This window comes from Pseudomonas sp. AM14(2022), from assembly GCF_036346455.1.
Classification (GTDB): Bacteria; Pseudomonadota; Gammaproteobacteria; order Pseudomonadales; family Pseudomonadaceae; genus Aquipseudomonas; species Aquipseudomonas putida_A.
Window position 1 is genome coordinate 194659 of record NZ_JAOTNY010000009.1, and the last position, 15894, is coordinate 210552.

A 15894-nucleotide genomic window follows, 5' to 3' on the forward strand; every position below is an offset into this window, starting at 1 on the left:
ACCCGATGGAGTGACCGCAATGCCCAAATCAATCGTCGCCGCCCTGCAGATCGGCGCCTTGCCCGGTGGCAAGGGTGAAACTCTGGAACAGATCCTGAGCTGGGAAGACGCGATCAGCGAGTCCGGCGCGGCACTGGTGGTGATGCCAGAAGCGTTGCTCGGTGGCTATCCGAAAGGTGAGGGCTTCGGCACGCAGTTGGGCTATCGCTTGCCCGAGGGGCGTGAGGCCTACGCCCGCTACTTCGCCAACGCCATTGACGTGCCGGGGGCAGAAACCGAGGCGCTGGCCGGTTTGTCGGCGCGCACCGGGGCCAATCTGGTGATCGGCGTGATCGAGCGTGCCGGCAGCACGTTGTATTGCACGGCGCTGTATTTCGATCCGCAGGCGGGGCTGGTGGCCAAGCATCGCAAACTGATGCCGACCGGCACCGAACGGCTGATCTGGGGCAAGGGTGATGGCTCGACGCTGCCGGTGCTCGACACACAGGTCGGCAAACTTGGCGCGGTGGTGTGCTGGGAAAACATGATGCCGCTGCTGCGCACGGCGATGTACGCCAAGGGCATTGAAGTCTGGTGCGCGCCGACCGTGGACGAGCGCGAGATGTGGCAGGTCAGCATGCGTCACATCGCCCACGAGGGCCGTTGCTTTGTGGTCAGCGCCTGTCAGGTACAGGCCTCGCCGAACGAGCTGGGCGTGGAAATTGCCAACTGGCCGGCGGATCGGCCGCTGATTGCCGGCGGCAGTGTGATTGTCGGGCCGATGGGCGATGTGCTGGCCGGGCCGCTACGTGGGGAGGCCGGGTTGCTGACGGCTGAGATCGATACTGATGAGCTGGTGCGGGCGCGGTACGACTATGACGTGGTCGGCCACTATGCGCGGCCGGATGTGTTTGAGCTGAGTGTCGATGAGCGGGCCAAACCCGGCGTACGCTTCACCGCATGACTTCGGGACTGACACATACCCTGTGGGAGCGGGCTTGCTCGCGAATGCGGTGTCACATTCAGCGATGATGTTGGCTGATCTGACGCTTTCGCGAGCAAGCCCGCTCCCACAGGGGAGAGTATGTGCAGTCGGTTACCACGTCGCAGCAGTGGCCTTCGGCAAACTCAGCTTGCCGCTGTCGACAAATCGCATGGTGCCGAACACGCCGCCCGCGAGTTTGCCGCGCAGCACGTAGGGCAGGTTGTCGAGGGTTTGTGTCTGGCTCAAACCCAGAGTCTGGCGCAGTACCGACAACGCGGAAACGCTGACCGGCACGCTGACCACGGTTTCCGAGAAGCGCGGGATCGAGCCGACCTGATCGCTGACGCCCGAGGCCAGTGGTCGGCCATTGACCTCCAGATCCAGGGCGATGCCGTTGTAATCGATGGCCGTTTCATTGGGGTTCTGCACCCGCAACTTGATCGCGAAACGCACTTCCAGATCCTGGCTCGGCAACGGTTCGAGGCCGACCACGTTGATGTTCACCGGATCTCGATTGGGAAACAGCGCGCAGGCGCTCAGGGACAACAGCAGCAGGGACAGGATGACGGCGTGGACGCGGCGCATAAACAGTCTCTCAACGAAAAAGGGCTGAACCGTTGCCGGCTCAGCCCTTTTTTCATGGCGCAGCGTCAGCGGTTCAACTGTGCGACCGCCGCGGCCGTTGCAGGTTCAGCTTTGGCCGGCAGATCGGGGTTTTCCATGACCTGCAGAATCGACGCTTCCGGATCGAAATCGTCTTCTTCCAGCTCAATGAATTCTTCCGGCAGGAAGATATTCAGCACGATAGCGCACAACGCACCGACGGTGATCGGCGATTCGAAGATGTTACGCAGCGCTTGCGGCAACTCGCGTAGCACTTCCGGCACGGCGGCGATGCCCAGGCCCATGCCCACCGAGATCGCCACGATCAACATGTTGCGCCGATGCAGGCCGGCCTCGGCGAGGATTTTGATCCCGGCCACGGCCACGGTGCCGAACATCACCAGTTCAGCGCCGCCGAGCACCGGTTTAGGCATCAGTTGCAGCACCGCGCCGATCATCGGGAACAGCCCCAGCAGCACCAGCAGGCCGGCGATGAAGAACGCCACGTAGCGGCTGGCCACGCCAGTCAACTGGATCACGCCGTTGTTCTGCGCGAACGTGACCATCGGCATGCTGTTGAACACCGCTGCCATCGCCGAGTTGAGGCCATCGGCGAGCAGACCGGATTTGATTCGGCGGATGTACAGCGGACCCTTGACCGGTTGCCGCGAGATCATCGAGTTGGCGGTCAGGTCACCGGCCGCTTCCAGCGGCGAAACCAGGAAGATCACCGCCACCGGCACGAACGCCACCCAGTCAAAGTTGAAGCCGTACTTGAACGGCACCGGCACGCTGACCAGCGGCACTTCGGGCATCGAGGCGAAATCCACCGTGCCCATCAGCCAGGCGACCACGTAGCCGAGGGTCAGGCCGATGACGATCGCACCCAGGCGCAGAAACGGCACGTCGACGCGGTTCAGCACAACGATAGTGCCGATCACCAACGCGGCCAGAAACACATGGCTGGCAGCGCCCAGATCGGGCGCGCCGAAGCCGCCGGCAATGTCGGTCATCGCCACTTTGATCAGCGACAGGCCCATCAGGGTGATGATGGTGCCGGTGACCACCGGGGTGATCAGCATCCGCAGTTTGCCGATGAACTGGCTCAGCACCACTTCGATGAAGGCTGCGAAAAAGCACACGCCGAAAATTGTCGAGAGAATTTCATCGGTGCCGCCACCCCGGGCCTTGACCATGAACCCGGCACTGAGAATCACGCTGATAAAGGAAAAACTGGTGCCTTGCAGGCACAACAGACCGGAACCGACCGGGCCGAAACGCTTGGCTTGGACGAATGTGCCCAGGCCGGAGACGAACAGCGCCATGCTGATCAAGTACGGAATTTCACTTTGCAGACCGAGGGCGCCGCCCATGATCAGGGTCGGGGTGATGATGCCGACGAAGCTCGCGAGCACGTGTTGCAGCGCGGCGAAGACGGTTGCAGTCAGGTGCGGACGGTCGTTGAGGCCGTAGATCAGATCGTTGTTGCGCGGGACTTTTTCAGAGGCGGTCATGGTGTTTGCGCGCCGCGAGGCGGGGCCGGGTCAGAAAATGGAGGCGCAGGATGCCGGAAGAGGGCGGCGAGGGCAACGAGCAAAAATTGCCTGAAAGGTCAGGTTTTATTGGTGTTGGCGGTAATCCGCGCACCCTGCCACACATTGTTGTGGCGAGGGAGCTTGCTCCCGTTCGGCTGCGTAGCAGTCGTAAAACACTATTGACTGGATAATGCGGAGGGCTGCTTCGCACCCCAGCGGGAGCAAGCTCCCTCGCCACAAAAGCTTAGAAGTCATGTAAACGCGCTGAGCAAATCCTCTTCAAACGCCTTCTGCGCATCCCCCGGCACCTGAGCACGATGCCGGGCCAGATGAAACGCCACTTCGAAACTCAATTCCCCGGGCCGCAGCGCGCGCAGCAAGCCCTTGTCCTCCCAGACGCGCGCGTAGTGATCGGGCAGATAATCGACGTGCTTGCCGGAGAGAATGAAGGCGAGGGTGCCCTCGACCTGCTCCGAACGCGCGGAAAAGCGTTTGTCCGGGAACGGCTCGCCCGTGCGCATGAACCGGTACGGATGATCCACCCGATCGCAGGCCTGCAGCGCGGCATCATCGGGCGTATCGACGCTGAACAGTGAATGCCCCTGCGCGCAATACAAATGCTGGGTTTCCCGGAACAGCTCGCGGTAGTCGAAAGCGCTCTGCACCTGGGAGAAATAACCGATGGCCAAGTCCAGCCGCTGTTGCAGCAGCAGGCGCTCCATCTCGCCGGGCATCGCGCTGATCAACTCGATGCGCACCGACTCATCGCGCTCGCGAAAGCGCCTGATCGCATCCGCCACCCGCAGCAGCACCGACTGATCAACCGCCTCGGACAATCCCAGCCGCACCTCACCGATCAACCGTCCGGCAACGCCGTTGGATTGATGCCGGAACGTCTCGATGGATTGGAACAGGGCGCGAATGGCGATCAGCAGTTGCTCACCCTTGGGCGTGACGTTGAAACCGCCTTTGCCGCGGCTGCACAGGCGATAGCCGAGACGGGTTTCCAGTTTGGCCATTTGCTGGCTGATGCTGGACTGGCTCAGGCCCAGCTCACCTTGCGCCGCGCTGAAGCCGCCACATTCCACGACCCGCACAAACAGGCGCAGCAACTGCAAATCGAGGTCGTGAAGCTGACCGAGCATTACATTACTCCGGGATAAAGTCAGGTTAACAAACTTGATATTTCTGCAATGTATCCGACGGCGCATCCTGCCACCACTTCCTCCGGTCAGGTGTTCGTCATGGCTCCCGTGTTCAAGCTGTGTTTTCCCGCGCTGTTGTTGTCCGTGGTCATCCAGGCACAGGCCGAGGATAAAACCCTCAATCTCTACAGCTGGGCCGATTACGTGCCGGCGCAGACGCTGCAGCGTTTCGAGCAGGAAACCGGTATTCATGTGCGCTACGACACCTTCGATACTTCCGAGGTGCTGGAAACCAAACTGCTGACCGGTGGCAGCGGTTATGACGTGGTGGTGCCGTCGTCCAGCGTGCTGGCCCGGGGTTTGGCAGCGGGCGCGTTGAAGGAAATCCCGCATCAAGGCCTCAAGGGCTACGCCAACCTTGATCCCGATCTGCTGGAAAAACTCGCCGCCGTCGATCCCGGCAATCGCTACGCCGTGCTTTATACCTGGGGCACACTCGGGTTGGGGCTGAACGTCGAGGCGGTGAAAAAGCGCTTGCCGGACGTGCCGCTGAACAGCCTCGATCTGCTGTTCAAACCCGAGTACGCCAGCAAGCTCAAGGACTGCGGGATTGCCGTGCTCGACTCGCCGCAGGAAGTCATTGGTCTGGCGCTGCACTACCTGGGCAAGGATCCCTACAGCACTGACAAGAATGATCTGGCCGCCGCCGAAGCCTTGTTGCAGAAACTCCAGCCTTCGGTGCTGTATGTCGCCACCGGCCGGCAGATCAACGATTTGGCCAATGGTAGCGTCTGTCTGGCGCTGACCTACAACGGCGATGTGAGCATGGCGGCCGATCAGGCGCACAAGGCCAACAAAGCCTACGAAGTCGCCTACCGGATTCCGCGCGAAGGCACGCTGATCTGGCAGGACAATCTGGCCATTCCCAAGGACGCGCCAAACCCGCAAGCGGCGCGGGCGTTCATCGAATTCATGCTGCGCCCCGAGTCGGTGGCCGAGCTGACCAATACGCTGTTTTTCGCCACCGCCAATCAGGCCGCGACGCCGCTGGTGGACGAAGCCGTGCGCAACGATCCGGACATCTATCCGCCCGCCGAAATGCGCGAACGCCTGTACGCCGACCGCAGCATGAGCCTCAAGGACATGCGTCAGCGCACGCGTCTGTGGACCACTTTCCGTAGCCATCAATAATAAAAGGAGCACACCGATGGACGTGCCGATGCTCAATGACCAAGCCATGACCCGCGATAGCCTGTACGGCACGAGTGCCGAAAGCACCTACGCCGGGATCACCAGTTTCATGCGTCGCCGCTACAGCCGTGATTTGCGCGGCGTCGACGTGGCGGTCAGCGGGGTGCCGTTCGACACCGCCACCAGCAACCGCCCAGGCGCACGCTTCGGGCCACGGGGGGTTCGCGCCGCATCCACCGGGATCGCCTGGGAACGCCACTGGCCGTGGGCGTTCGACCCGTTCGATCATCTGGCGGTGATCGACTACGGCGATTGCGATTTCGATTACGGCTCGCCGCACACCATCCCGGAAAGCATCGAGGCCCACGCCGAGCGCATTCTTGATGCCGGCAGCGCGATGCTGACGTTTGGCGGCGACCATTTCATCACTTATCCGTTGCTCAAGGCCCATGCACGTAAACACGGCGCGCTGTCACTCATCCACTTCGATGCGCACAGCGACACCTGGCCGGACGAGGGCGGCAAACGTGTCGATCACGGCACCATGTTCTGGCATGCGGCCAGGGAAGGGCTGGTGGATCCGGCGCGTTCGGTGCAGATCGGGTTGCGCACCACCAATGACGACCATCAGGGCTTTGCCGTGCTTGATGCCCGCCAGGTGCATCGGCGTGGCAGCGAGGCGATTGTCGAGGCGATTCGCGCACGGGTCGGCGATCACCCGGTGTACCTGACGTTTGATATCGATTGCCTGGATCCGGCCTTTGCCCCGGGCACCGGCACTCCGGTGTGTGGCGGGCTGAGCACGGTGCAGGCGCTGGAAATCCTCGGCGGTTTGCGCGGGATCAATCTGGTGGGCATGGACGTGGTGGAAGTGGCGCCGGCTTATGACCATGCGGACGTGACGTCACTGGCAGCGGCAACCCTGGCGATGGAAATGCTCTGCCTCTACGCCGCCCGACACAAAGTCGACCTTTAAAACACCGCAAAGCCAATGCGGGAGTGGGCTTGCTCACGAAAGCGGTGTGTCATTCAACGATGCTGCTGGCTGGCCTGACGCCTTCGCGAGCAAGCCCGCTCCCACAGGAGGTTGTATTCCAGGCAGTTGCTGCACGCTGTTTTGAGGTCGCGAGATATACAGTCGATCTTTGCCCCCCACAAAGCCAATGCGGGAGTGGGCTTGCTCACGAAAGCGGTGTGTCATTCGACGGTGATGTTGGCTGACTTGACGCCTTCGCGAGCAAGCCCGCTCCCACAGGAGGTTGTATTCCAGGCAGTTGCTGCACGCTGTTTTGAGGTCGCGAGATATACAGTCGATCTTTGCCCCCCACGAAACCCATGTGGGAGTGGGCTTGCTCACGAAAGCGGTGTGTCATTCGACGGTGATGTTGGCTGACTTGACGCCTTCGCGAGCAAGCCCGCTCCCACAGGAGGTTGTATTCCAGGCAGTTGCTGCACGCTGTTTTGAGGTCGCGAGATATACAGTCGATCTTTGCCCCCCACAAAACCCATGTGGGAGTGGGCTTGCTCACGAAAGCGGTGTGTCATTCAACGATGCTGCTGGCTGGCCTGACGCCTTCGCGAGCAAGCCCGCTCCCACAAAAGGGCACCTGTTTTTCAGGGACATCGTGGCATACTGCCGCGCATGACTTTCGACTCTCCTTTAAGCGCCTGGCAACACGCGATCGAGCACAACGGTTTCATCCAGGATGAAGCCCAGGAGCATGCGGTCTGGGCCTTGCAAAAATGCCATGAAGCCTTGCACGCCGGTGCCCGTTCGGTAACCGGCGTGTATTTGTGGGGCCCGGTCGGGCGCGGCAAGACCTGGTTGATGGATCAGTTCTATCAGAGCCTGCGGGTGCCGGCGCGACGGCAGCACTTTCATCACTTCATGGGCTGGGTGCACCAGCGCTCGTTCCAGTTGACCGGCATCGCCGACCCGCTGCGAGCGCTGGCCAAAGAGTTGGCGGCGGAAGTGCGGGTGCTGTGTTTCGACGAGCTGTTCGTCAACGACATCGGCGATGCGATCATTCTCGGGCGGCTGTTTCAGGTGATGTTCGACGAAGGCGTGGTGGTGGTCTGCACCTCCAACCTGCCGCCGGATGAGCTGTACGCCGACGGCTTCAACCGCGACCGGTTTGTCCCGGCGATTGCCGCGATCAAGGCGCACATGCAAGTGGTGGCGGTAAATGGTGCCGAGGATCATCGCCTGCATCCGGGCGCGGGTCAGCAGCGCTATTTTGTCGCTGCGCCGGGACAGGGCAGTGCTCTGGAGCAGGTCTTCCAGTCACTCAACGCCGGGCAGCCCGCCAGCGCCGAGCCGGTGCCCGTCGGCCATCGTGTGCTGAACGTGGTGCAAGCCAGTGCGACGGTGCTCTGGTGCCGCTATGCCGATCTCTGCGAGCAACCATTTGCCGCGATGGATTTCATCGCACTGTGCGACAACTATCGGTCTATTCTGTTGAGCGACGTGCCGAACCTCAGCGCGCAGAAACGCGAAGGGCGCATCGCTCGCGGCACCGAGGACGGCTCGGCGCAGGTGGTGGCCGGTGACCGTGAGTTGCCGCAACTGTCGGTGCACGACGACGGCGTGCGTCGCTTCATTGCCTTGGTCGACGAGTGTTACGACCGTAAGGTGCCGCTGTACATTGAGGCCCAGGTACCGATGGAGGCGCTGTACACCGAGGGTTATCTGGAATTCCCGTTCCGGCGCACCCTCAGCCGGTTGCAGGAGATGCAGTTGCAGCGTTTTGCCGAATCCTGAGCGAAGAGGGCGCGAGTATGAGCCAACCGCTGTCGCATCATTTACTGACCATGGCCTACCAGAACGCGTGGGCCAATCATCGCCTCGGCAAAGCCTGGAATCAGCTCGACGCCACTGAGCTGGCGGCGCCGCGAACGAGCTTCTTTCCGAGTATCCGCCTCACCCTCAATCACATACTGACGTGCGACTGGTTCTACGTCGACGCTCTGGAACGCGAGTTGCGCGGTGACGAACCGCATCCTGATTGCTATGTGTTTTTCAACCATGACGAGCCGTTTACCGAGGCCGCGGCGCTGCGTGAAGAGCAGGCACACGTGGACCGCCGCTTGATCGCTTATTGCGAACAACTGCGCGATGCCGATCTGGGGCGGATCGTCACCATCGCCCGGGAAACGCCGCAGCATGACAGTCGCTTGCGTATGCTGTCGCACCTGTTCGAGCACCAGATTCATCATCGTGGGCAGGTGCACGCGATGCTCAGCGCGACCACGGTGAAACCGCCGCAACTGGATGAGTTCTTCTGCGCCGGCGAGAGCGGGTTGCGTGCTCAGGATTTTGCCGAGTTGGGCTGGACCGAAGAGCTGATCTGGGGGCGCTGACGCCTGGAAATCAAAAGATCCGGTTGTGGCCCGCAACATCCTCGCGGTAAGGTCGAACAGCCTTTCAGGTGCGCACTTTGCACGCCGGGGCCATGATCGGGGATGGAAATGGATTCCGCAGAAATTCTTGTGCTGCAAGCCAGTTACACCAATCCACTGCACGCCGAAGCCATCGGCATCGTGCTCAATCATTACGCAGAAGATCCCATGGGCGGCGGCCATTCGCTTGACCCGGAACTGTTGCGTCGCGTGCCGGAAGAACTTGCGCGCAGGCCTCATGCGTTCAGTGTGCTGGCGTTCGTCGGTGGCGAGCCGGCAGGGCTGGTGAACTGCTTTGAAGGTTTCTCGACGTTTGCCTGCAAGCCGCTGGTCAATGTCCATGACGTGGCGGTCGTGAGCAAATTTCGCGGCCTCGGCTTGAGTCAGAAAATGCTGCGCAAGGTCGAGGAAATCTGCCGTCAGCGCGGTTGCTGCAAGATCACCCTGGAAGTGCTCGAAGGCAACGAGGTGGCACAGAACTCCTACCGCAAATTCGGCTTCGCCCCCGGCATGTTCGACCCGGAACATGGCCGTATGCTGTTCTGGATCAAGGATCTGCAGGCATAAAAAAAGGCGCCCCGGACAGGGCGCCCAACTGTCGTCTCCGAGGCCAGAGCGGAGCCATCGGAGGTCCATCGGTTGCTCGGTGAATCAGTCGCGATAAGACTCGGTGACTTGCGCGGTCTGATCGTTCGGAACCTTCAGTTCCGCTGCTTTGCTATCGGTCGGCTGTTCGCTTGGCGCGTGGTGGACCGGGAAGTTGTCGTAGTAATGCCGCATGCGTTCGGCGCCGCCCTCGGCAAAGGCGCTGGCGGAACCGAGGGCGAGTAGCCCGGCAAGAATGGCGGTGGTGGTTTTCATGGTGCCTCCTACTGAAAAACGTGGGAGCCGTTCGTCCATGAAGCAGATCTCGGGGCACAGTGTCCCGGCGGGGAATTAACTCGGGGTTAACAGCGGTGGCGACGGGATTTGGTGACGCATTGCGCGTCACCTCGAGAGTGGGGCCGCTTCGCGACCCATCGGGGATGAATCCCCTCACCACAGGGGTTTTGTTTGCGTGGATTGGTCAGAGCTTCCAGTCCAGGCTCAAGGTCACCGTGCGCGGGTCGCCCCAGTACACGCCGTTGTAGAAGCCGACGTTGTCGTAATACTTCTTGTCGAACAGGTTATCGACGTTCAGCGACGCCGACAGATGCCTGTCGAACTCATAGCGCGACATCAGCTTGACCACGGTGTAGGCCTCCTGGTTGATCCGCGCCGGTTCGGTGATGATCCGGCCGTTGGCGCCGCGCCCGACCGGGCGGTTGGCCGCGCCGTAGACGTCGCTCTGCCAGTTCACCGCGCCACCCACGGTCAATGCGTGCCAGTTGCCCGGCAGACGATAGGCGGTGGATAGCCGCAGCATGTTCAGTGGTTGAGCGGTGTTGCTGCGCTGTTTTTCGCCGTCGACGGAGTGGGTGTAGGTGTAGCCGGCGGTCATGTTCCAGCCGCTGAGAATTTCCCCGGACACTTCGGCCTCGAAGCCATTGACCTTGTTACCCTTGCCGCCGGACTTGAAAAACTCCTCGCCGCTCACCGGGTCCGGGGGTACCGAGTTGTCACGCTCGGCGACGTTGTCCTGTTTGCTCCAGAACACTGCCGTCGCCAGGTTCAGGCGTTCGTCGAGCAGGCTGCCTTTGAGCCCGACTTCGTAGTTGCTGCCGATCACCGGGTCGAGGTAATTGCGGTTGCTGTCGCGCTTACTCTGCGGTTTGAAAATGTCGGTGTAGCTGGCGTAAACCGTGTACTCCGGCGTCAGGTCGTAAAGCAGGCCGGCGTAGGGTGTCCAGATATCATTCTGGCGTTGATGGGTGGCATCGGTGCTGGTCAGTTTTTGCTGCGCATCATAGTAGTAATCGGTGCTGGATTCGTCCCAGCTGCCATAGCGGCTGCCGAGTACTGCATGCAGCTCATCGGTCAGGCTCAGACGTGTCGCGAGATAACCGGCTTTCTGCCGGGTGATGCCTCGCGCGCCCGGCAGGCTGGTGACAGTGTCGGCGAATTTGCCGATGTCACCCATGTATTTCCAGTCGCGGATCTTGCCGTAGTCGGCGGCTTGGGGACTGTTGAAGGCGTAGGGCGAAGTCGAGCGGTTTTCCGCCTCGCCGTAGCCGAACATCATCTCGTGTTCGCGGCCGAACAGCTGGTACGGCCCTGACAGGTTGAAGTCGTACACGCTCATTTTCTGCGTGCCGAGCATGTGCCCCATGTAGGCCGTCATGCCGCTGCGGTCGGTCTCGGGAAAACCGGCGCCGCCGTAATAGACCTTGCCGTCGGTATCACTTTCGCGGTGGGTGTAGGCGGCCTTCAGCTTCCAGCCATTACCCAATTGCTGGTCCAGGGTAACGAACGCGGTCTTGTCCTTCAGCGGCCAGGAACTCCAGGATGTCGCCATGTTGGTCGACCGTCCGAGGCCGGCCTTGCTGCCGTCGGCGTTCCAGTACGGCACGGTGCCCCAGGAGGTGCCCTGAACCTGCTTGTCCTGATAGTCGTAACCGACGGCAAGCACCGTGGAGTCGGTCAGATCAGCTTCGAGAATGCCGTAGCCGACCTCGCGCTGCAGCGCGTATTTGTCGCGGAACGACTGGCTGTCGCGATAGGCCAGCACCGTACGCCCGCGCAGCCGACCATCGAAGGCCAGCGGCCCGCCGACATCGACATAGCTGTAGTAGTTGTCGTAGCTGCCGCCACTGACCCCGGCCAGTGCCTGCCACTGGGCAGTCGGGCGCTTGCGCACCATGTTGATCGTCGCTGAAGGATCACCCGCGCCGGTGGTCAGGCCGGTGGCGCCGCGTACCACTTCGATGCGGTCGTAGATGATGGTGTCCGAGTCTGACTTCATGCGCCCGAAGGTGTTGAGCATTCCGTCGATCTGGAAATTGTTGATCGGGTAACCCCGCGCCGAATAGCTGACCCGATCCGAGTCGTTGTGTTGCACGACGATGCCGGTGGTCTGGCGCATGGCTTCGGACAAGGTACCGAGCTTGAAATCATCCATCTGCTGGCGCGTGACCACGGACACCGATTGCGGGGTTTCCTTGATCGACAGGTTCAGCCGCGTCGCGGTGCTCATCGCGCCCGTGGTGTAGGAATCAGTGTTTTCAGTGTTAACGCCGAGGCCTTCGGCGCTGACGCTGGTGGCGTCCAGTTCCAGCGCCTGGGCGGCGGATGGTGGCGCTGTTTCAGGATCGGTTTCAGCCAGCAGATCGGGACTCAACGCCATGCTGAACAAGCCGACAGTCAGGGTCATGGAACGGGTAATGGGCGCGAACATCGCAGCCGACTCCTTGTCTTCGAGGGAAAAAATCCATTGGTTCAAAGACGAGACGCAGCACGACGATTTAGTAACAAACAAGAAATATTATTATTTGGAGATATTTCCCGACTTCGCCGAGACGGGCGAAAAGCTGCTCACGGCGCTTGCCCAATAGACGGCGGCGGGTATGCTGTTGGCCTGCCGAGGAGATAGCAATGGCCTACGATTTTGACCTTTATGTGATTGGTGCCGGTTCCGGCGGTGTACGTGCAGCGCGCTTCGCCGCCGGTTTCGGTGCGAAAGTGGCGGTGGCCGAGAGCCGTTACCTGGGCGGCACCTGCGTCAACGTCGGCTGCGTGCCGAAGAAACTGCTGGTGTACGGCGCGCATTTCGCCGAAGACTTCGAACAGTCGTCCGGTTTCGGCTGGAGCCTGGGCGAAGCGAATTTCGACTGGGCGACCCTGATCGCCAACAAGGACCGCGAGATCAATCGCCTCAACGGCATTTATCGCAACCTGCTGGTCAACAGCGGCGTGACCCTGCACGAAGCCCACGCGAAGATCGTCGGCCCGCACGAGGTCGAGGTCAACGGTGAGCGCTTCACCGCGAAAAACATTCTGATTGCCACGGGTGGCTGGCCGCAGATTCCGGAAATCCCGGGGCACGAACACGCGATCAGTTCCAATCAGGCGTTTTTCCTCAAAGAGCTGCCGAAGCGGGTACTGGTGGTCGGTGGTGGTTACATCGCGGTCGAGTTCGCCGGGATTTTCCACGGTCTGGGCGCGAACACTACGCTGCTGTATCGCGGTGATCTGTTCCTGCGTGGTTTCGATGGCTCGGTGCGCAAGCATCTGCAGGAAGAGCTGACCAAGCGCGGTATGGATCTGCAATTCAACGCCGACATCGCGCGCATCGACAAACAGCCTGACGGCAGCCTGAAAGCGACCCTCAAGGATGGCCGCGTGCTGGAAGCCGATTGCGTGTTCTACGCCACGGGCCGGCGTCCGATGCTGGACAACCTTGGGCTGGAAAACACCGATGTGCAGCTCACCGACAAAGGTTTCATCAAGGTTGACGAGCAATACCAGACCAGCGAGCCGTCGATTCTGGCGCTGGGTGATGTGATCGGTCGGGTGCAACTGACGCCAGTGGCACTGGCCGAAGGCATGGCGGTGGCGCGGCGCTTGTTCAAGCCTGAGCAATACCGTCCGGTGGATTACAAGATGATCCCGACCGCCGTGTTCAGTCTGCCGAACATCGGTACTGTCGGCTTGACCGAAGAAGAGGCGCGGGAAGCGGGGCATGAAGTGGTTATTTACGAGAGCCGCTTCCGCCCGATGAAGCTGACGCTGACCGAGTGTCAGGAGAAAACCCTGATGAAATTGGTGGTCGACGGCAAGACCGACAAAGTCCTCGGTTGCCACATGGTCGGCCCGGACGCGGGGGAGATTGTCCAAGGCTTGGCGATCGCGCTGAAGGCTGGCGCGACCAAGCGTGACTTCGACGACACGATCGGGGTGCACCCGACGGCCGCCGAAGAGTTCGTCACCATGCGTACGCCGGTCGGCGCTTAAGCGTCCTTCGCTTTGGCTGTGTCTGGCGCTGCCGCAACGGTAGCCGCCAGACGCAAGCTGTCCTCGAGGCTGGCCTGAGTCTTGGTCAGTTCCTTTTCCAGTGACTGATTGAGCTGCCGCTGTTCGTCGGCATCCTGTTTCAGCGTCTGACTTTCCAGCAGGGCCACGCGCAGGCGTTCCTGGAGGAGGGTGCGTTCGTTGTCGACGCGAGTGGCTTGCTCCAGCAACTGATCCTGACGCTGGTTGCTGTGCTTGAGCTGATCCTGCATCAGGCTCAGTTCGCGCTGGGTGCCACGGTTTTCCGTGAGCAGGCGTTCGTTATCGCGATGCAACTGAGTGATCTCGTCCTGACGCACCAGTGCACTTTGTTGCGCCTGGCGCAATTCCATCTGCAACTGCTGCAGCTGTCCTTCGTGACGGGCCTGCTCCTGCTCGCGCTGCTCTTTAGTGGCGTTGCGGTAATGCTCGAGAGCATCGCGGGCGTGCAGGTGTTTCTCTTCCAGCGAGCGGATCTGCTCGTCCTTGTCCTGCAGGCGCAATTCGAAATCAGCCAGCGCCTGATTGAGTCCGGCGTTGCGGGTTTGCTCGGTCTGCAGCATCGAGCGGGTTTCTTTTAGCGCTTCGGATTCCTTGGCCAGCGCCGCGCCTTGAATGTCGTGCTGTTGTTCCAGTTGCTCAAGTGCCTGGCGCACCTGCTTGAGTTCCGCTTCCAGGGTTTCGCGCTGCTCTTCGAACTGCTCGCGCGCTAGTTCGATCGGCTCTTGCGCCTGTTCTTTCAGGCGCTGGGCGAGACGCGAGACCAGTGCGGTCAGTTCGTCATTGATCGGTTCCGCGGACACTTCGACCGGTTGGCTGCCGTCATCCAGCTCTTTCAGATAGCGATGGATCGTGGTTTTCGAACCGGTGTTGCCCAGTTCGATGCGTACTGCATCGATGCTGGGGTGTTCGCCTCGGGCCAGAATCGCTGAGCGCGCGATCTGCACCACTGCTTTGTTAACGCCACCACGGGCCATTTTAACTCCTACCATTACGTACTGTGGTACATGCCACCAAAGTACGCAGTGTACCACGCTGAAAATAAAGTTAAATGCTTGATTAATCACAGGCGGGATATACTGGTATTACCCAATGTCAGACCCCTGAATCGGGTTTTTCATCCAGCAATCAGTACGCCTGCGAGAACACTGTCCATGAGCGAGATCGATCGCTATCTGCAAGCCGCCACCCGTGACAACACCCGCCGCAGTTATCGTTCTGCGATCGAGCATTTCGAAGTGAAGTGGGGCGGCTTCCTGCCAGCGACCGCCGACAGCGTGGCGCGGTATCTGGTCGAGCATGCCGGGGTGCTGTCGATCAACACACTGAAACTGCGGCTGTCAGCGCTGGCGCAGTGGCACAACAGTCAGGGTTTTGCCGATCCGACCAAGGCGCCGGTGGTGCGCAAAGTGTTCAAAGGCATTCGCGCACTGCATCCGGCGCAGGAAAAACAGGCCGAACCGTTGCAATTGCACGATCTGCAGCAAGTGGTTGACTGGCTGGAACAGGAAGCCAGTAGTGCCAGGCAGAATCAGGATCGTCCGCAGTTACTCAAGGCCTATCGCGATCGGGCGCTGATTCTGCTGGGCTTCTGGCGGGGCTTCCGCAGTGACGAGTTGTGCCGTCTGCAGATTGAGCACGTGCAGGCGCACGCCGGCAGCGGCATCACCCTCTACCTGCCGCGCAGCAAGGGCGACCGCGACAACCTCGGGCAGACGTATCAGGCGCCGGCGCTGCTCAAGCTGTGCCCGGTGCAGGCTTATATCGACTGGATCACCGAGGCAGCGCTGGTACGCGGCCCGGTGTTTCGCGGCGTTGACCGCTGGGGCCATCTGAGCGAGGAGGGTTTGCACGCCAACAGCATCATTCCGCTGTTGCGTCAGGCGCTCGAGCGCGCCGGCATCCCGGCCGAGCGTTACACCAGCCATTCCCTGCGTCGCGGCTTTGCCACGTGGGCGCATCAAAGCGGCTGGGATCTGAAATCGCTGATGAGTTACGTCGGCTGGAAGGATATGAAGTCAGCCATGCGCTATGTTGAAGCCAGCCCCTTTCACGGGATGGCCCGGATCACGGATAAACCGGCTTCGTCGTAGATATGGTTTTCTTCTATTAATACAGTCCGCTAATAGCGAAAACAAATCAGCAGCATCAG

Annotated in this window: 15 protein-coding genes; 9 read left to right on the forward strand and 6 right to left on the reverse strand. The window is 61.0% G+C overall.

The window, feature by feature from the left end; translation table 11 throughout:
• Nucleotides 1-19: 19 nt before the first annotated feature.
• A complete protein-coding gene (locus V3W27_RS18905) occupies nucleotides 20-943 on the forward strand; it encodes a carbon-nitrogen hydrolase family protein (protein WP_097089638.1) in 924 nt (307 codons plus the stop codon).
• A gap of 132 nt (nucleotides 944-1075) precedes the next feature.
• Here the strand turns inward: V3W27_RS18905 and V3W27_RS18910 are convergent, their stop codons facing one another.
• From V3W27_RS18910 to V3W27_RS18920, 3 genes are all read right to left on the reverse strand, one after another.
• Nucleotides 1076-1549, reverse strand: coding sequence for an LEA type 2 family protein (locus tag V3W27_RS18910; RefSeq protein WP_330207261.1), 474 nt, complete (start codon nucleotides 1547-1549; stop codon nucleotides 1076-1078).
• Nucleotides 1550-1614: 65 nt separating this feature from the next.
• Nucleotides 1615-3081: a nucleobase:cation symporter-2 family protein gene (locus V3W27_RS18915; protein ID WP_027612018.1), complete on the reverse strand. Its 1467-nt coding sequence runs from the start codon at nucleotides 3079-3081 to the stop codon at nucleotides 1615-1617.
• Between the two features lie 272 nt (nucleotides 3082-3353).
• Complete coding sequence (locus tag V3W27_RS18920) at nucleotides 3354-4247, reverse strand: LysR family transcriptional regulator (RefSeq protein ID WP_330207262.1); 894 nt, start codon at nucleotides 4245-4247, stop codon at nucleotides 3354-3356.
• Between the two features lie 99 nt (nucleotides 4248-4346).
• Between V3W27_RS18920 and V3W27_RS18925 the strand changes: the two genes are divergently transcribed.
• The 5 genes from V3W27_RS18925 (at nucleotide 4347) to V3W27_RS18945 (ending at nucleotide 9404) form a co-directional block, all read left to right on the forward strand.
• Nucleotides 4347-5438: a polyamine ABC transporter substrate-binding protein gene (locus tag V3W27_RS18925; protein ID WP_330207263.1), complete on the forward strand. Its 1092-nt coding sequence runs from the start codon at nucleotides 4347-4349 to the stop codon at nucleotides 5436-5438.
• 16 nt (nucleotides 5439-5454) lie between these two features.
• Entirely contained in the window at nucleotides 5455-6414 is a 960-nt protein-coding gene (speB, locus tag V3W27_RS18930) for an agmatinase (protein ID WP_330207264.1), read from the forward strand.
• 666 nt (nucleotides 6415-7080) lie between these two features.
• Entirely contained in the window at nucleotides 7081-8199 is a 1119-nt protein-coding gene (gene zapE, locus V3W27_RS18935) for a cell division protein ZapE (protein ID WP_330207265.1), read from the forward strand.
• Nucleotides 8200-8216: 17 nt separating this feature from the next.
• The gene (locus V3W27_RS18940; RefSeq protein ID WP_098963951.1) at nucleotides 8217-8798 is read left to right on the forward strand and encodes a DinB family protein; all 582 of its coding nucleotides are present in this window, start codon (nucleotides 8217-8219) and stop codon (nucleotides 8796-8798) included.
• Nucleotides 8799-8906: 108 nt separating this feature from the next.
• Nucleotides 8907-9404, forward strand: a complete 498-nt coding sequence (locus tag V3W27_RS18945; RefSeq protein WP_098968408.1) for a GNAT family N-acetyltransferase — start codon at nucleotides 8907-8909, stop codon at nucleotides 9402-9404.
• 84 nt (nucleotides 9405-9488) lie between these two features.
• Here the strand turns inward: V3W27_RS18945 and V3W27_RS18950 are convergent, their stop codons facing one another.
• Together V3W27_RS18950 and V3W27_RS18955 are read right to left on the reverse strand one after the other, a co-directional pair.
• Nucleotides 9489-9698: a hypothetical protein gene (locus V3W27_RS18950; protein WP_097089648.1), complete on the reverse strand. Its 210-nt coding sequence runs from the start codon at nucleotides 9696-9698 to the stop codon at nucleotides 9489-9491.
• A gap of 205 nt (nucleotides 9699-9903) precedes the next feature.
• Nucleotides 9904-12150, reverse strand: coding sequence for a TonB-dependent siderophore receptor (locus V3W27_RS18955; RefSeq protein WP_330207266.1), 2247 nt, complete (start codon nucleotides 12148-12150; stop codon nucleotides 9904-9906).
• Between V3W27_RS18955 and V3W27_RS18960 the strand changes: the two genes are divergently transcribed.
• The gene (locus tag V3W27_RS18960) at nucleotides 12137-12307 is read left to right on the forward strand and encodes a GPO family capsid scaffolding protein (protein ID WP_143503118.1); all 171 of its coding nucleotides are present in this window, start codon (nucleotides 12137-12139) and stop codon (nucleotides 12305-12307) included. The two genes, V3W27_RS18955 and V3W27_RS18960, sit on opposite strands and share 14 nt — an antisense overlap.
• Nucleotides 12308-12347: 40 nt before the next feature.
• Nucleotides 12348-13706 (forward strand): glutathione-disulfide reductase, encoded by a 1359-nt coding sequence (gene gorA, locus V3W27_RS18965; RefSeq protein ID WP_047602277.1) that lies wholly within the window; start codon nucleotides 12348-12350, stop codon nucleotides 13704-13706.
• On the opposite strand, the gene V3W27_RS18970 is transcribed toward gorA, so the two are convergent.
• Nucleotides 13703-14719 (reverse strand): DNA-binding protein, encoded by a 1017-nt coding sequence (locus tag V3W27_RS18970; RefSeq protein ID WP_330207267.1) that lies wholly within the window; start codon nucleotides 14717-14719, stop codon nucleotides 13703-13705. The two genes, gorA and V3W27_RS18970, sit on opposite strands and share 4 nt — an antisense overlap.
• 177 nt (nucleotides 14720-14896) lie before the next feature.
• Here V3W27_RS18970 and V3W27_RS18975 point away from each other — a divergent pair, with 177 nt between their 5' ends.
• Entirely contained in the window at nucleotides 14897-15835 is a 939-nt protein-coding gene (locus V3W27_RS18975) for a site-specific integrase (protein WP_007963337.1), read from the forward strand.
• Nucleotides 15836-15894 lie beyond the last annotated feature (59 nt).

Coding starts and splice junctions, on each gene's coding strand:
- V3W27_RS18905 (WP_097089638.1), top strand. CDS start 20: ATGCCCAAATCAATCGTCGCCGCCCTGCAGATCGGCGCCTTGCCCGGT.
- V3W27_RS18910 (WP_330207261.1), bottom strand. CDS start 1,549: ATGCGCCGCGTCCACGCCGTCATCCTGTCCCTGCTGCTGTTGTCCCTG.
- V3W27_RS18915 (WP_027612018.1), bottom strand. CDS start 3,081: ATGACCGCCTCTGAAAAAGTCCCGCGCAACAACGATCTGATCTACGGC.
- V3W27_RS18920 (WP_330207262.1), bottom strand. CDS start 4,247: ATGCTCGGTCAGCTTCACGACCTCGATTTGCAGTTGCTGCGCCTGTTT.
- V3W27_RS18925 (WP_330207263.1), top strand. CDS start 4,347: ATGGCTCCCGTGTTCAAGCTGTGTTTTCCCGCGCTGTTGTTGTCCGTG.
- speB (WP_330207264.1), top strand. CDS start 5,455: ATGGACGTGCCGATGCTCAATGACCAAGCCATGACCCGCGATAGCCTG.
- zapE (WP_330207265.1), top strand. CDS start 7,081: ATGACTTTCGACTCTCCTTTAAGCGCCTGGCAACACGCGATCGAGCAC.
- V3W27_RS18940 (WP_098963951.1), top strand. CDS start 8,217: ATGAGCCAACCGCTGTCGCATCATTTACTGACCATGGCCTACCAGAAC.
- V3W27_RS18945 (WP_098968408.1), top strand. CDS start 8,907: ATGGATTCCGCAGAAATTCTTGTGCTGCAAGCCAGTTACACCAATCCA.
- V3W27_RS18950 (WP_097089648.1), bottom strand. CDS start 9,698: ATGAAAACCACCACCGCCATTCTTGCCGGGCTACTCGCCCTCGGTTCC.
- V3W27_RS18960 (WP_143503118.1), top strand. CDS start 12,137: ATGGGCGCGAACATCGCAGCCGACTCCTTGTCTTCGAGGGAAAAAATC.
- V3W27_RS18955 (WP_330207266.1), bottom strand. CDS start 12,150: ATGTTCGCGCCCATTACCCGTTCCATGACCCTGACTGTCGGCTTGTTC.
- gorA (WP_047602277.1), top strand. CDS start 12,348: ATGGCCTACGATTTTGACCTTTATGTGATTGGTGCCGGTTCCGGCGGT.
- V3W27_RS18970 (WP_330207267.1), bottom strand. CDS start 14,719: ATGGCCCGTGGTGGCGTTAACAAAGCAGTGGTGCAGATCGCGCGCTCA.
- V3W27_RS18975 (WP_007963337.1), top strand. CDS start 14,897: ATGAGCGAGATCGATCGCTATCTGCAAGCCGCCACCCGTGACAACACC.